The sequence below is a fragment of the Streptomyces cyslabdanicus genome (assembly GCF_052663305.1).
Window position 1 is genome coordinate 40,021 of the sequence record NZ_JBQRUW010000068.1, and the last position, 14,292, is coordinate 54,312.

Consider the following 14,292-nt stretch of genomic DNA (forward strand, 5'->3'; position numbering starts at 1 on the left):
GTATCGCTGCGCGGCTGAAAACCGGGCAGGTCAGGCGCCGCTCGGGAGCGAATCGCCTGACCTGCGCGGAAGCGGTACGTCCAGAGAGAACCGCGGCGAGCTAGTTCTTCTGGATCTGGTCGAAGCTCAGCTCGACCGGGGTCTCGCGGCCGAAGATCTCGACGAGGCCCTTGACCTTCTTGGAGTCCGGGTTGATCTCGTTGATCGTGGCCTGGAGCGTGGCGAACGGGCCGTCGGTGACGGTGACCGAGTCGCCGACCTCGAAGTCCAGCACCTGGACCTCGACCTTGCGCTGCGGGGCCGGCTTGCCCTCGGCCTCGGCGGCCTCGCGGGCGGCCTTCTCCTCCGCCTCGGGGGCGAGCATCTTCACGATCTCGTCCAGGGACAGCGGGTAGGGGTCGTAGGCGTTGCCCACGAACCCGGTGACGCCTGGGGTGTTGCGCACGACGCCCCAGGACTCGTTCGTCAGGTCCATGCGGACGAGGACGTAGCCGGGCAGCTTGTTCTGCCGGACGGTCTTGCGCTCGCCGTTCTTGATCTGGACGATCTCTTCCTCGGGCACCTCGGCCTGGTAGATGAAGTCCTCGACGTTCAGCGAGACGGCACGCTGCTCCAGGTTCGCCTTCACGCGCTTCTCGTAGCCGGCGTAGGTGTGGATGACATACCACTCGCCGGGCAGCGTGCGCAGTTCGTCGCGGAGCTTGGTGACCGGGTCGACCTCGGCCTCCGGCTCCTCCTCCTCGGCCTCACCCCCGGGCGCCTCGTCCACAACGTGGACGGCGGCCTCCTCGGCCGGCTCGCCCGCGGCGGCCTCGGCAGCCTCGGCCTCGTCGACCTCGTCCGCACCTTCGACGATGTCGAGCTCGTCATCCACGGACTCGGTCGGCTCGATGGCGTCGTTCAGGTTCGGGTCAGACACGGTGGCTGCTTCTTCCTGGATACATAGGGGTGGAACATGCGAAAAGGGGCGCCGGTAACCGCGGCGCCCTTCGCTCTTGGCTCAGCCGAAGACGTACTTGGCCGCGTGGTTGAGCCCATAGTCAATCACGGTCACCAGGCCGATCATGATGACGACGAAGACAATCACCACGGTGGTGTACGTCGTCAGCTGATTGCGGGTCGGCCAGACGACCTTGCGGAGTTCCGCGATGATCTGACGGTAGAAGAGAGCAAGGCGCTTCAGCGGGCCCTTCTTGCCCCGCTTGCCACCCTTGCGGGCCTTCTTGGATTCCGTCACCTCGTCCTGGGCATCAGGCGTGTCGAGGGAGCCCACGGCGTCCGTCATTCGTCCTCACCTGATTCCGGGTCGTGGCCGTGCCGCGCCCGGTCGAGCCGCACGGCGGTGCATTGCTGTACGTACATGCGCACACATCCTGGCGAAGGTGTGTGTAGCAGGGCCGGAGGGACTCGAACCCCCAACCGCTGGTTTTGGAGACCAGTGCTCTACCAATTGAGCTACGACCCTTTGTGTGCCCCCCAACGTACCGCATACGACCGGGTGCTCGGTGTGCACCAGGTGCGACAGCGGCTGCTGAAGGCCAACGAGGTGAGAGTGTACGTGTTCCGGCGCCGGTCGTCGAACAGAAAGCAGCCAACCCGCCCCGATCGCTGGAAGATCGGCTGGCCGGGGACGGGATCCGGACGGATGTCCGGAGGTTCCACCGGGCTTGTTCACCCTGTGAAACCCGTGTGCCCCGGGCGTTTCCTGTCTGAAACGATGGACGGTATGAGCGCTGCAACCCCTCCCACCGAGCGCCGGGTCTCCGCCCGCATCGGCGCGATCTCCGAGTCCGCCACCCTCGCCGTGGACGCCAAGGCCAAGGCCCTCAAGGCCGCCGGTCGTCCCGTGATCGGCTTCGGTGCCGGCGAGGCGGACTTCCCGACCCCGGACTACATCGTCGAAGCCGCCGTCGAGGCCTGCCGGAACCCCAAGTACCACCGCTACACCCCGGCCGGCGGCCTGCCCGAGCTGAAGGCCGCCATCGCCGCGAAGACGCTGCGCGACTCCGGCTGGGAACCGGACGTCTCGCAGATCCTGGTCACCAACGGCGGCAAGCAGGCCATCTACGAGGCGTTCGCCGCGATCCTCGACCCGGGCGACGAGGTCATCGTGCCGGCGCCGTACTGGACCACCTACCCGGAGTCGATCCGCCTGGCCGGCGGTGTCCCGGTCGAGGTCGTCGCGGACGAGACCACCGGCTACCGCGTGTCGGTCGAGCAGCTGGAGGCCGCCCGCACGGAGAAGACCAAGGTCGTCCTCTTCGTCTCCCCCTCCAACCCGACCGGCGCGGTCTACTCCGAGGCCGAGACCGAGGCGATCGGCCGCTGGGCCCTCGAGCACGGCCTGTGGGTGCTGACCGACGAGATCTACGAGCACCTGGTCTACGGCGACGCCGTCTCGGTGTCCCTGCCGGCCCTCCTGCCCGAGCTGCGCGACAAGTGCGTCGTCGTCAACGGCGTGGCGAAGACGTACGCCATGACCGGCTGGCGCGTGGGGTGGGTCATCGGCCCGAAGGACGTGGTCAAGGCCGCGACCAACCTCCAGTCGCACGCCACGTCGAACGTGTCGAACGTCTCCCAGGCCGCGGCCCTGGCCGCCGTCTCCGGCGACCTGGAGGCGGTCGCGAAGATGCGCGAGGCCTTCGACCGGCGGCGGAAGACCATCGTGCGGATGCTCAACGAGATCGACGGCGTGCTCTGCCCGGAGCCGGAGGGCGCGTTCTACGCCTACCCGTCGGTGAAGGCGCTGATCGGCAAGGAGATCCGCGGCAAGCGCCCGCAGAACTCGGTGGAGCTGGCCGCGCTGATCCTGGAGGAGGCCGAGGTCGCGGTCGTCCCGGGCGAGGCCTTCGGCACGCCGGGCTATCTGCGCCTGTCCTACGCCCTCGGTGACGAGGACCTGGTGGAGGGCGTGAGCCGGATCCAGAAGCTGCTGGCGGAGGCGCGGGACTGAGGTCCCACTTCCGCCCCTTCGTTTGTGCGAGCAAGACCACGAATGGGGAAACGACTACCGGGGCGCGGGGGACGTGCGGCACCATCCAGGAATGCTGTGCTCTTCAGGGGGACTCCCCCCGAACCCCCCGGGTGTACGTGATGTCTCTGAGCTGCCGAAAGCCCATCTGCACCTGCACTTCACCGGGTCGATGCGGCCCACCACCCTGCTGGAGCTGGCCGACAAGTACCGCGTGCGGCTGCCCGAGGCGCTGACGGAGGCCCTGGTCAGCGGGGAGCCGCCGCGGCTGCGGGCCACGGACGAGCGGGGCTGGTTCCGCTTCCAGCGGCTGTACGACGCGGCACGCTCCTGCCTGCGGGAGCCGGAGGACATCCGGCGGCTGGTGCGGGAGGCCGCCGAGGAGGACGTCAAGGACGGCTCGGGGTGGCTGGAGATCCAGGTCGACCCGACCTCGTACGCACCGCGCCTGGGTGGCCTGATCCCGGCGCTGGAGATCATCCTGGACGCGGTGGACACGGCGTCGCGCGAGACGGGCCTCGGGATGCGGGTCCTGGTCGCCGCGAACCGGATGAAGCACCCCCTGGACGCCCGCACGCTGGCCCGCCTCGCGGTGCGCTACCGGGACCGCGGCGTGGTCGGCTTCGGCCTGTCGAACGACGAACGCCGCGGCATGGCGCGGGACTTCGACCGGGCGTTCGCGATCGCACGGGACGGCGGCCTGTTCGCGGCCCCGCACGGCGGCGAGCTGACCGGCCCCGCCTCCGTCCGCGACTGCCTGGACGACCTCCAGGCCCACCGGGTGGGTCACGGGGTGCGTGCGGCCGAGGACCCGTGGCTGCTGAGCCGTCTGGCCGACCGGGGGGTGACCTGCGAGGTGTGCCCGGCCTCGAACGTGGCCCTCGGTGTGTACGACAAGCCGGAGGACGTCCCCCTGCGCCGGCTGTACGAGGCCGGTGTCCCGATGGCCCTGGGCGCCGACGACCCACTGCTCTTCGGCTCCCGCCTGGCGGCGCAGTACGACATCGCCCGCCGCCACCACTCGTTCACGGACGCCGAACTGGCGGAACTGGCCCGCCAGTCGATCCGCGCGTCGGCGGCCCCCTCGGACCTGCGCGCGAAGCTGCTGTCGGGGGTGGACGACTGGCTGGCGAACTGACGGTGGACTGACGACGGGCCGACGACGGTTTGACGGCGCGGCGGTCAGGACCGGGCCATGGCGCCGATCACCAGGGGCAGCGTCTCCTTGTCGAAGATGCCGCCGGCCAGGGAGTCGTCGATGGTCCTGCCGTCGACCTTCATGGTGGGCGTGCCGGTCACACCCGACGTGTCGAAGGCCTTCTCGGAGGCGGTCACGAAGTCGCGGTGCTTCATGCCCTTGACCGCCGCGTCGAACTCCTCGCCGCGCAGGCCCGGGACCTTGGAGGCCATGTCCAGCAGGAAGGCGTCGGTGTAGCCGTCGACCTCCTCCTCGGGCTGGTTCGCGAAGAGCACCTCGTGGTACTCGACGAACCTGCCCGCGTCCAGGGCGGCCCGCAGGGCGTTGGCGGCCTTCTTCGAGCCCTCGCCGCCGAGCCGGTCGTCGAGGAATGACGCCAGGGTGTACTCGGCCCGCACCTCGCCGGACAGGATCAGCTCGTGCAGGCCCTCGCCGCCGCCCTCCGTCTCGAACTCGGCGCAGACCGGGCAGCGCAGGTCCTCGTACAGGTGAACGACGGTCGGCGCGCCGGGGGAGCCCACGCGGACGGTGGTGCCGTCCGGTGCGAGCGTCTCGTCGATCTCCCCCGCGCTGCGGTACGGCGCCGCCGACTGCGATTCCCCGCCTCCGGCCCGTGCGGCGCCCTTGCCGCATCCCGTGGCGAGCACGCCCACCAGGACGGCGACCGCCACGGCACGCCGGCCGCGTCTCTCCCCCATGCTCTTCCCCTCCCCTTGTGCCCCGTTGTGTTCTGCTGCGTTCTGCTGTGTCCGGCCGAGCCCGACCATGTCCGGCCGTGTCCTGCGGCTACAGGCTGACGCCGACCGTCACCGGCTCGTTGACCAGGGTGACGCCGAAGGCCTCGCGGACCCCGGCCACCACCTCGCGGGCCAGTGCCAGCAGGTCCTCCGTGGTCGCGCCGCCGCGGTTGGTCAGGGCCAGGGTGTGCTTGGTGGAGATGCGGGCCGGTCCGGTGCCGTAGCCCTTGGTGAAGCCCGCCTTGTCGATCAGCCAGGCCGCGGAGGTCTTGGTGTGCCCCTGGCCCGCCGGATAGGCGGGGGGCTCGACGCCGTCGCCGAGCCGCTTCCGCACGCGCGCACGGAAGACGGCGAAGTCGGTGTCCGTGAGGATCGGGTTGGTGAAGAAGGAGCCGGCGGACCAGGTGTCGTGGTCCTCGGGGTCCAGCACCATGCCCTTGCCCGCCCGCAGCTTCAGCACGGTCTCGCGGGCGGTGGCGAGCGGCACCCGGTCGCCCGCCCCGACGCCCAGGACGCGGGCGGTCTCGGCGTACTTGACCGGCGCCGACAGCCCGTCCGCGTCCTCCAGACCGAAGCGGACGCGCAGGACGACGTACCGCTCGGGGTCGGCCTTGAAGCGGCTGTGCCGGTAGGAGAACGCGCACTCCTCGTTGGCGAGGGTCACCGTGCGGCCCGCCCGGCGGTCGTAGGCGACGACCTCGGTGATCGTCGAGGACACCTCCTGGCCGTACGCCCCGACGTTCTGGATCGGGGTGGCGCCCGCGGAGCCGGGGATGCCGGACAGGCACTCGATGCCGGCGAGACCGGCCTCGACGGTGCGCGCGACCGCGTCCGTCCACACCTCTCCGGCGGCCAGCTCCAGGCTCGTACCGGTGAGTTCGACGCCGCGGGTGGCGATGCGCAGCGCGGTGCCGTCGAAGCCCTTGTCGCCGATGACGAGGTTGGAGCCGCCGCCGACGACCAGCAGCGGCGTGCCGTGGGCGTCGGCCTCGCGGACGGCTTCGATCACCTCGGCGTCGGTGGTCGCGGTGATCAGCCGGGTCGCGGGGCCGCCGAGCCGGAAGGTGGTCAGCGGGGCGAGGGGCGCGTCGTGGAGTTCCTGCACGCGCCCAAGACTACGAGACCCCACTGACGGTCCCGCACCTCGGCGAGTGCGGGACCGCGGTGGCCGTCAGGCCAGGCGTACGACGGCCCGGGACATCCCGAGGACCTTCTGCCCGTTGCTCATGGCGGTCAGGTCGACCCGCACGGTGTTGTCGTCGAGCTTGACCGCGACCTTGCCGGAGACCTCGATCACGGCCCCCTCGTCGTCGTTCGGGACGACGACGGGCTTGGTGAAGCGGACGCCGTACTCGACGACGGCGCCGGGGTCGCCCGTCCAGTCGGTGACCACGCGGATCGCCTCGGCCATGGTGAACATGCCGTGCGCGATCACGTCCGGGAGCCCGACCTCCTTGGCGAACTTCTCGTTCCAGTGGATGGGGTTGAAGTCCCCGGAGGCGCCCGCGTACTGGACGAGGGTGGCCCGGGTCACGGGGAAGGTCTGCGCCGACAGCTCGGTGCCGACCTCGACGTCGTCGTAGGCGATCTTCGCCGTCATCGGATTCCTCACGCCTCCTCGGCCGCGCGGGCCACGAGCTTGGTCCAGGCGGTCACGACGTGCTCGCCCACCTCGTCGTGCACCTCGCCGCGGATGTCCAGGACGTCGTTGCCGGCCAGGGACTTGATCGACTCGATGGTGGAGGTGACGGTGAGCCGGTCGCCGGCGCGCACGGGCCGGGTGTAGGCGAACTTCTGGTCGCCGTGCACCACGCGGCTGTAGTCGAGGCCGAGCTGCGGGTCCTGGACGACCTGTCCGGCGGCCTTGAAGGTGATCGCGAAGACGAAGGTCGGCGGGGCGATCACGTCGGAGTGGCCGAGTTCCTTGGCGGCTTCCGGGTCCGTGTACGCCGGGTTGGCGTCGCCCACCGCCTCCGCGAACTCACGGATCTTCTCCCGACCCACCTCGTAGGGGTCGGTGGGCGGGTAGGACCGCCCCACGAAGGACTGGTCGAGCGCCATGGCTCGGCACCTCCTGGTGTCGCTGGGTTGGACGTCGCCCGACGTGCGGGCCCCGGCTGTCATCGGGCCGCTGCCGGACTTCGCCGGGCTTTCGCACATGAAACAACATGAGGCCGCCCCCAGGGTGCGGGGGCGGCCTCATGTCCGAGTCTGATCAGCGCGTCTCGCGGTGCGCGGTGTGCGCGTTGCAACGCGGGCAGTGCTTCTTCATCTCGAGCCGGTCGGGGTTGTTCCGCCGGTTCTTCTTGGTGATGTAGTTCCGCTCCTTGCACTCCACGCAGGCCAGCGTGATCTTCGGGCGGACGTCGGTGGCAGCCACGTGAGTGCTCCTTGACGAACGGGTAGGCTAGTTCAACGCAAGAAAGAGTAGCCGATCGAAGGACCGACCCCGCAATCGGCTACTGTGAGTAGCGGTGACCGGACTTGAACCGGTGACACAGCGATTATGAGCCGCTTGCTCTACCGACTGAGCTACACCGCTGCGATGCGATCGGGCCCCGCCTTTCGACGGGTACCTCTCACACCAGAGCCCCAAAACGGAATCGAACCGTTGACCTTCTCCTTACCATGGAGACGCTCTGCCGACTGAGCTATTGGGGCGAGCGAGGAAGACATTACACGCTCTGCGGCCGTTCACCCAAATCCGTTTCCCGGCGCCGCCGGGGTCCCTCGGCCACACCGGTACGACTATTGCGCTCCTCCCTCGTCCGGCCCGGCGGCCGCCCTAGGCTCGACTCACTCTGCGTGATCTTGCGTGGCCCGCGCGGCCCCGCAGTCCGTGTCCCGAACCCACCCGTCGCCTTTCGTACCTGGAGCGCGATGCCCCCCGGACAGCCGCCGCCCCCCTCGTCCTCCTCGCCGGACCCGTCCGGACGCACGGACCCGGACGGACTGCTGCTGTGCGGGGCCCGGCTGACCGACGGAAGGACCGTGGACGTGCGGCTGGCCGGGGAACGCATCGAGGCGGTCGGCACCGCCGGCAGCCTCGGCGCGGACGGTCCGCGGGGCGGCGCGCCGCGCGTCGACCTCAGCGGCTACCTGCTCCTGCCGGCGCCCGCCGAGCCCCACGCGCACGCCGACACGGCCCTGACCGCCGACAGCGGCGGACCGGTGTCGTACGAGCCGGAGGACGTCCAGCGCCGGACCACCGAGGCCGCGCTGCTGCAACTGGGCCACGGTGCGACGACCGTGCGCGCACACGTGCGCGTGGGCGACGTCCAGGGGCTCGGCGTCCTGACGGCGGTCCTGCGGGCCCGGCGGTCGCTGCGAGGTCTCACCGAACTGACGACGGTGGCGGTGCCGCGCGTCCTGACCGGGGCGGCCGGCGCGGACGGTCTGGCGATGCTGCGGGACTCGCTGAAGATGGGCGCGTGCGTCGTGGGCGGCTGCCCGGACGTGGACCCCGACCCCACGGGCTACGTCGAGGCGGTCCTGGAGGTCGCCTCCGAGCACGGCTGCCCCGTCGACCTGCACACCGACGGCGCCGACCCGGCCCGTCTGTCGCGCATCGCGGCGATGGCGGGCGGGCTGCGCCCGGGAGTGACGCTGGGCCCGTGCGGCGGCCTGTCCCGGCTGCCCGCCGGAGCCGCGGAGCGGGCCGCGGACCAGCTGGCCGCGGCCGGGGTGAGGGTGGTGTGCCTGCCCCAGGGCGGCTGCGGTGGCGCCGAGGGGCACGGGACGCCGCCGGTGCGGCTGCTGCGGGCCGCCGGGGTCCGGGTGGCCGCGGGCAGCGGCGCCCTGCGCGACGTGTCGAACCCGGTGGGGCGCGGCGACCCGCTGGAGGCCGCGTACCTGCTGGCCTCGCGGCACGGGCTGCGCCCCGAGGAGGCCTACGACGCGGTGAGCGCGTCCGCCCGCGCGGGGCTCGGCCTGCCCGAGGTGCGGGTGGAGGCGGGTTTCCCCGCCGAACTGCTCGCGGTGCGCGGCGACCGGCTCGCCGGGGCACTGTCGCTCGCGTACAGCCGGATCGTGGTGCACCGGGGGCGCGTGGTGGCACGCACCAGCGCGGTACGGGAGTTCTGCGACTCCGCGGCCACGGTGGAACTGGGGCTGCCGCGGCAGGGGCGGGGGGAGCTGTCCTGACGGCCGGCGGGGCGGGGACGGCGACAGGCCCGCCGGGGGGGCGCCTGAGGCGCCGCCGCAAGGCATACCGCAGGCACCGCTGGAGGACATGCCGCAGGCGGGCCCACGCACCGCCGGAAGACGTACCGCAAGGGGTGCCGGAAGCGCCGCCGGAGGGGCGTGCCGCGAGGGTGCCGCAGGCACCGCCGGAGGCCCGCCGGGGCGCCACCGGACGGGCGTGCCGCAGGCACCGTCGGAGGGACGTGCCCCGAGGCACTGCCGGGCGCGGCGGAGGGTGCGCCGGACAGGGCCGAAGTCGTACGGCGGATACGGCCGTCCGGGCGTACGGTCGGAAGCATGCGGATTGTCATCGCTGGTGGTCATGGTCAGATCGCGCTGCGGCTGGAGCGGCTGCTCGCCGCGCGCGGGGACGAGGTGGCGGGCATCATCCGCCGTGCCGAGCAGAGCGAGGACCTGCGGGAGGCCGGCGCCGAACCCGTCGTGCTCGACCTGGAGTCGGCGTCGGTCGAGGAGGTCGCGCAGTCGCTGAGTGGCGCCGACGCGGCGGTGTTCGCGGCGGGCGCGGGCCCGGGCAGCGGCGCGGCGCGCAAGGACACGGTGGACAAGGGCGCGGCGGTGCTGTTCGCGGACGCGGCCGTGCGCGCGGGCGTGCGCCGCCACCTCGTGGTGTCCTCGATGGGCGCGGACGCGACGCACGAGGGCGACGAGGTCTTCGACGTCTACCTGCGCGCCAAGGGCGAGGCGGACGACCACGTCCGCCGTCAGGAGGCCCTGGACTGGACGATCCTGCGCCCCGGTTCGCTGACGAACGACGCCGGCACCGGTCAGGTGCGCCTGGAAGCCCATACCGGCCGCGGCCCGATCCCGCGCGACGACGTGGCCGCCGTACTGGCCGAACTGGTGGAGACTCCGGCCACGGCCGGCCTGACCCTGGAACTCGTCAGCGGCTCGGCACCGGTGTCGGTGGCGGTGAAGTCGGTGGCGGGCAACTGAGCACGTCCGGGCGCCTTCCCACGCCGACAACCGCTCAGAACAAGGGCATCTGCCCGGGACACTCCGGAACGGCGTAGCCGTCCAGCGACGGCTGCACGGCGCCGAGTTGCGCCATCCGGCGCGATCCGGCGCAGGAGGTCAGCCCACCGCTCGCCCGTGTCCCGGGCGGATCGTGCCGCGCGAACCGCCCGGCCACGACGGCGATCTCCCGACGACACACGGGACAGAGTCTGCGACGCGAGGACATGGCCCCAGTGTGCACGGCACCACCGACACCACCCTTCGCACCCACACGCAAAACCCCCTCTGATCCACGTTCCCGCAGATCAAAGGGGGTCTTTCCCAGAGTGGCGACGCCAGGACTCGAACCTGGGAAGGCTGAGCCGGCAGATTTGCAGACCGCGCGATCACTCCGCGCTGAGCTGACCGTTCCCGCAGTGCGCCGCTCCGTGCCCCACCCGTGCCCCACGATGCGCCCGGAAGCGTCGCCCTCGCGTTCGGGCAGAACCTTGTTGCTGCGTGGACTCCCTCGACTTGCCATCCGATCCCTGCCTCAGACTGAGGCCGGGATCGGGTGGCGTCCAGGGCGTGTCCGACGGGTCGGCACAGTCCCTGCGACTCTCCCGGCTACGCTCGCGCGGGAGCGCCCCGCGGCGCGTGGCCGCGGGGCGCCCTGTGGGGTTTAGTCGACCCCCCGGCCGTCGTATGTACCGCCCTTGCAGTCGAAGCCCTCTACCGTTCCGCCGCCCTCCCTGCACTGTTCAGAGGTGACAAACCGTTGACCAGGGCTGGGGCTGGGGCTGGGTGTGGCGGCGGTGGCGGTGGCGGCGCCTGTGAGGCCGAGCCCGGCGAGGGCTGCCGTGGCGATGACGGCGGCGAGGATTCGTCGAATGCGCATGTGGTTCCCCTTTCGCGGATTGCCTCGGCTGGGGCACTAGCCAGCTTGATCCTCACCCATGTGGGTGGCACGGCATGTGGCGCCATTCGGGTGACATGGCTGTCGGGAGCGGGGCCGCTGACCCGGCCCGCCCAAGGCGGAGGGGTGCCCGCCCTCGCTCCCAGGTACCAAGCGACCGTCGAGCGGCGGCGCGCCCGGACTGCTGAGCCGCCGCCTGTATGCCGCGGCTGCTTCGTCCAGCTCCCGGCAACTGGCGTCTGCGACTCCTGCTGCTAGGCGACAGATTTGCAGTCCGCGTGGGGCATCCGCTCCGAGCTGGGCTTGTCCACGACCCGAACTTGCTGGCCCCACACCCGCCCCACGTTGCCTTCGAGAACGAATCGCAGCGCTACACAGTTGGCCTCTCGCCGCTTCGGCGCTCGGAGAGCACACGCCTGAGCTGAACGACACCCGTCGCGACGGTTGCGATCAGAGACCCTGTGACGATGACAGCCAGACAGGCAAGCATCGGATTCACCCAGCCTGGAACGAGGTCATACGAGGCGTTGCACATGTTGTGCAAAGGGAACGGCCCCGACGGCTGCGCCCCAAGCCCCTGCCGATAGCTCGCGTCGAAGCGTTGCCCCTCCCCGAGAGTGCAAGTCTCCGCCACATCAAGGCCACCGGAGAACGCTCCCCACAACCAGGTAGGGACGAGCACTATGCCCGCGACTATCGAAGAGCCGAACCAGAAGCCCGGGTTCCACCGAAGACGAGCCTTGCCAGAGACCTTGATCACCTTGCGCTCCCCCTCCCCACAGATGCTGGACACCTTGGTCTAGCTGCGCAGATGCAGCAAGGTGCCGCGGCAACCCGCCGCGCCCCCCTTGTTGGTCATTGTCGGCCGTTGGCGGTTGTCCTTGGCCGCCCTCGCGCGGCCCGGGGACGGCTCACCTCAAGCCGCTAAATGGGAGCCGTGCGGGAGTCGGCGTGCGGTCCGTGAATCCGTGGTCTGCCGGTCGCGCCGCGCGCTGAGCAAGCCACCCCGAGACGCGCGGGCCGCCGTTCACCGCAGTGCCCTCGCGAACGGTACGAACATGCGTGAAGCCTTGCGCGAGGTAGTAGCGCTGGAGTCCATCGCTCGTCGTCCATGCGTCCAGTCGGACCCACTGAGCCCCCGCACGAAGCGCGCGGTCGCCAGCCCAATCGAGCATTCGGCCACCGAGGTTCTGCCCGGCGTACTCACGTGCCACGGTGAGCTTGTTGACGAACATCGACGGTTCGGCCAGTTCATCATCAGTCCGGAGGCCGTCTTCGGCGTCCGGGTGAGCGTGATAGTCCCGGCGGTTGTGTGCCCATCGCGGAGCATGAACACGGTGCCCGCTTCGATCGTCGTCAACAGCTTGTCCGCCGGATACGGACGGCCTGCCACGCCGAAGGTGGGGCACTCTGCGCCTCCGAGAGACCCGTCCGCGCTCCGGGTCGGCCTGGACGGACAGCGGTGAGGCACACGACCGGCGAGGGCTCAAGCACCGACCCCGGAAGGCAGTCCGCACCGTGCCGATCCCGCCCGATCTTGTGAACCTGCTGCGGTGGCACGTCACGGCGTACGGCATCGCCCCCGACGGGCGGCTCTTCCGGACGCAACGCGGCGGACTCATCCAGGACACCGGATACGGCGAGGTCTGGGCGGAAGCCCGTACCCGTGCACTGACGCCCGCTCAGTGCGCGTCACTGCTCGCGAAGCGCCCATATGATCTTCGCCACGCCGCCGTGTCCACGTGGCTCAGCTCCGGGGTGGAACCACAGGAGGTAGCCGCGCGCGCCGGGCACAGTGTGGCCGTGCTGTTCCGGGTGTACGCGAAGTGCCTGGACGGCGGCGCCGCCACGGCGAACGCCCGGATCGAGCGGGCGTTGAAGAACGGCAGCCAGGGAGGCCGGAAGCTGCCCCACGCCTGCCCCACACGGACTGGTCAGCACCCGAATCAGGGTGGGACACACTGGGAAAAAGCGCCCACAACGATCTGGTCGCACCCGTGAACGCCGAAAGGGTCTGCGATCAGCATCGCTGCTGGTCACAGACCCTTTCGGTCCAGTGGCGGCGCCAGGATTCGAACCTGGGAAGGCTGAGCCGGCAGATTTACAGTCTGCTCCCTTTGGCCGCTCGGGCACACCGCCTTGGGATGCCGCCGGTCGTACCGCTTTTCGGCGGTGCTCTCCGGCAACGACGTAAACAATACCCGATGGCGAGGGGTGCTCCGCCACCCTGTTGATCGGCGGTCGGCACGCCCCGGGATGGCTAGGCTGGTGCGGATGCGACCCGCGGCCCGCAGGCCGGGATCGGCGGCCTCCCCCACGCCCGCCGGCACGCATCCGATACACACCCCGATACAAGGAGCCACAGGACATGGCCGACTCCAGTTTCGACATCGTCTCGAAGGTCGAGCGGCAGGAGGTCGACAACGCCCTCAACCAGACCGCCAAGGAGATCTCGCAGCGCTACGACTTCAAGGGCGTGGGTGCCTCGATCTCGTGGTCCGGTGAAAAGATCCTCATGGAGGCGAACTCCGAGGACCGGGTGAAGGCAGTCCTCGACGTCTTCCAGTCCAAGCTGATCAAGCGCGGCATCTCACTGAAGGCCCTGGACGCCGGCGAGCCGCAGCTGTCCGGCAAGGAGTACAAGCTCTTCGCGTCGATCCAGGAGGGCATCTCCCAGGAGAACGCGAAGAAGGTCGCCAAGCTCATCCGCGACGAGGGGCCCAAGGGCGTGAAGGCCCAGGTCCAGGGCGAGGAGCTGCGCGTCAGCTCCAAGAGCCGCGACGACCTCCAGACCGTGATCGCGTTGCTGAAGGGCCAGGACTTCGACTTCGCGCTCCAGTTCGTGAACTACCGGTAGGACAGAGAGAAGGGTGGGCACCTGCACGGTGCCCACCCTCTTCCCACTCGGTCGCCGCTTCCCCTCAGTCGCGTGAGTTGCCGGAGAAGATGCGGTAGGCGATCAGCAGCACGAGCGAGCCGCCGATCGCGGCGACCCAGGTGGCGCCGTCGAAGAGTTGCCGGCTGATCGGGTGGTGCAACCATCGGGCGGAGATCCAGCCGCCGAGGAACGCTCCGGCGACTCCGATGAGGGTCGTGACGATGAAGCCGCCCGGGTCGCGCCCTGGCAGCAGGAGCTTCGCGATGGCGCCGGCCAGGAGCCCCAGGATGATCCAGCTGATGATGCCCATGCTCTGAACCTGCCCTTCCACGCCGTGCCTGCACTGTCCCGGTGCTTCCCGTTGGGTTCGGACAGGCTGTGCTGGTGCGCCCGCAGGCAGCGCGTCGTTCTGTCGTGCTGGTCACGTGTTGTGATCGTGCCTACCACACGCGTGTT

General features: G+C 70.4%; 14 protein-coding genes, 4 tRNA genes and 2 pseudogenes. 6 read left to right on the forward strand and 14 right to left on the reverse strand.

All coding sequences use genetic code 11. The annotated features are described in order from the left end of the window. Positions 1–100: 100 nt before the first annotated feature. From nusG to ACTYVM_RS33920, 3 genes are all read right to left on the reverse strand, one after another. Entirely contained in the window at positions 101–919 is an 819-nt protein-coding gene (gene nusG, locus ACTYVM_RS33910) for a transcription termination/antitermination protein NusG (protein WP_445529636.1), read from the reverse strand. An 81-nt stretch (positions 920–1,000) separates the two neighbouring features. Next, positions 1,001–1,285 carry a preprotein translocase subunit SecE gene (secE, locus tag ACTYVM_RS33915; RefSeq protein WP_141359395.1) on the reverse strand — a complete coding sequence of 95 codons (285 nt, stop codon included), beginning with the start codon at positions 1,283–1,285 and terminating at the stop codon, positions 1,001–1,003. Between the two features lie 107 nt (positions 1,286–1,392). Further along, positions 1,393–1,465 (reverse strand) — tRNA-Trp (locus ACTYVM_RS33920). Positions 1,466–1,726: 261 nt separating this feature from the next. Here ACTYVM_RS33920 and ACTYVM_RS33925 point away from each other — a divergent pair. After that, complete coding sequence (locus ACTYVM_RS33925; protein ID WP_445529637.1) at positions 1,727–2,953, forward strand: pyridoxal phosphate-dependent aminotransferase; 1,227 nt, start codon at positions 1,727–1,729, stop codon at positions 2,951–2,953. A gap of 91 nt (positions 2,954–3,044) precedes the next feature. Next, positions 3,045–4,109, forward strand: a complete 1,065-nt coding sequence (locus tag ACTYVM_RS33930; RefSeq protein WP_445529638.1) for an adenosine deaminase — start codon at positions 3,045–3,047, stop codon at positions 4,107–4,109. A gap of 44 nt (positions 4,110–4,153) precedes the next feature. Here the strand turns inward: ACTYVM_RS33930 and ACTYVM_RS33935 are convergent, their stop codons facing one another. From ACTYVM_RS33935 to ACTYVM_RS33965, 7 genes are all read right to left on the reverse strand, one after another. Beyond that, positions 4,154–4,867 carry a DsbA family protein gene (locus ACTYVM_RS33935; RefSeq protein WP_445529639.1) on the reverse strand — a complete coding sequence of 238 codons (714 nt, stop codon included), beginning with the start codon at positions 4,865–4,867 and terminating at the stop codon, positions 4,154–4,156. An 88-nt stretch (positions 4,868–4,955) separates the two neighbouring features. After that, complete coding sequence (locus ACTYVM_RS33940; RefSeq protein ID WP_445529640.1) at positions 4,956–6,011, reverse strand: UDP-N-acetylmuramate dehydrogenase; 1,056 nt, start codon at positions 6,009–6,011, stop codon at positions 4,956–4,958. Positions 6,012–6,077: 66 nt separating this feature from the next. Further along, entirely contained in the window at positions 6,078–6,506 is a 429-nt protein-coding gene (locus ACTYVM_RS33945) for a MaoC family dehydratase (protein ID WP_445529641.1), read from the reverse strand. A gap of 8 nt (positions 6,507–6,514) precedes the next feature. After that, positions 6,515–6,967 carry an FAS1-like dehydratase domain-containing protein gene (locus ACTYVM_RS33950; protein ID WP_445529642.1) on the reverse strand — a complete coding sequence of 151 codons (453 nt, stop codon included), beginning with the start codon at positions 6,965–6,967 and terminating at the stop codon, positions 6,515–6,517. A gap of 154 nt (positions 6,968–7,121) precedes the next feature. Beyond that, entirely contained in the window at positions 7,122–7,286 is a 165-nt protein-coding gene (rpmG, locus tag ACTYVM_RS33955; protein ID WP_003948671.1) for a 50S ribosomal protein L33, read from the reverse strand. 89 nt (positions 7,287–7,375) lie between these two features. Then, a tRNA-Met gene (locus ACTYVM_RS33960) sits at positions 7,376–7,448 on the reverse strand. A 46-nt stretch (positions 7,449–7,494) separates the two neighbouring features. Further along, positions 7,495–7,567, reverse strand: a tRNA-Thr gene (locus ACTYVM_RS33965). Between the two features lie 219 nt (positions 7,568–7,786). On the opposite strand from ACTYVM_RS33965, the gene ACTYVM_RS33970 reads away from it, so the two are divergent. Together ACTYVM_RS33970 and ACTYVM_RS33975 are read left to right on the forward strand one after the other, a co-directional pair. Continuing rightward, on the forward strand, positions 7,787–9,049 hold the full coding sequence (locus tag ACTYVM_RS33970; RefSeq protein WP_445529643.1) for an amidohydrolase family protein: 1,263 nt from the start codon (positions 7,787–7,789) through the stop codon (positions 9,047–9,049). 336 nt (positions 9,050–9,385) lie between these two features. Further along, on the forward strand, positions 9,386–10,042 hold the full coding sequence (locus ACTYVM_RS33975) for an SDR family oxidoreductase (protein ID WP_445529644.1): 657 nt from the start codon (positions 9,386–9,388) through the stop codon (positions 10,040–10,042). A gap of 34 nt (positions 10,043–10,076) precedes the next feature. Here the strand turns inward: ACTYVM_RS33975 and ACTYVM_RS33980 are convergent, their stop codons facing one another. Next, positions 10,077–10,289, reverse strand: a complete 213-nt coding sequence (locus ACTYVM_RS33980; protein WP_225078016.1) for a hypothetical protein — start codon at positions 10,287–10,289, stop codon at positions 10,077–10,079. Between the two features lie 1,580 nt (positions 10,290–11,869). Next, positions 11,870–12,342, reverse strand: a pseudogene (locus ACTYVM_RS33985) (GNAT family N-acetyltransferase); the annotation flags it as partial. A 2-nt stretch (positions 12,343–12,344) separates the two neighbouring features. On the opposite strand from ACTYVM_RS33985, the pseudogene ACTYVM_RS33990 reads away from it, so the two are divergent. Beyond that, positions 12,345–12,848, forward strand: a pseudogene (locus ACTYVM_RS33990) (site-specific integrase); the annotation flags it as partial. Between the two features lie 167 nt (positions 12,849–13,015). On the opposite strand, the gene ACTYVM_RS33995 reads toward ACTYVM_RS33990, so the two are convergent. Beyond that, positions 13,016–13,097, reverse strand: a tRNA-Tyr gene (locus ACTYVM_RS33995). Between the two features lie 229 nt (positions 13,098–13,326). Here ACTYVM_RS33995 and ACTYVM_RS34000 point away from each other — a divergent pair. After that, complete coding sequence (locus ACTYVM_RS34000) at positions 13,327–13,815, forward strand: YajQ family cyclic di-GMP-binding protein (RefSeq protein ID WP_445529645.1); 489 nt, start codon at positions 13,327–13,329, stop codon at positions 13,813–13,815. Between the two features lie 64 nt (positions 13,816–13,879). Here ACTYVM_RS34000 and ACTYVM_RS34005 read toward each other — a convergent pair whose 3' ends face one another. Beyond that, positions 13,880–14,146 (reverse strand): GlsB/YeaQ/YmgE family stress response membrane protein, encoded by a 267-nt coding sequence (locus tag ACTYVM_RS34005; protein ID WP_445529646.1) that lies wholly within the window; start codon positions 14,144–14,146, stop codon positions 13,880–13,882. Positions 14,147–14,292: the final 146 nt, after the last annotated feature.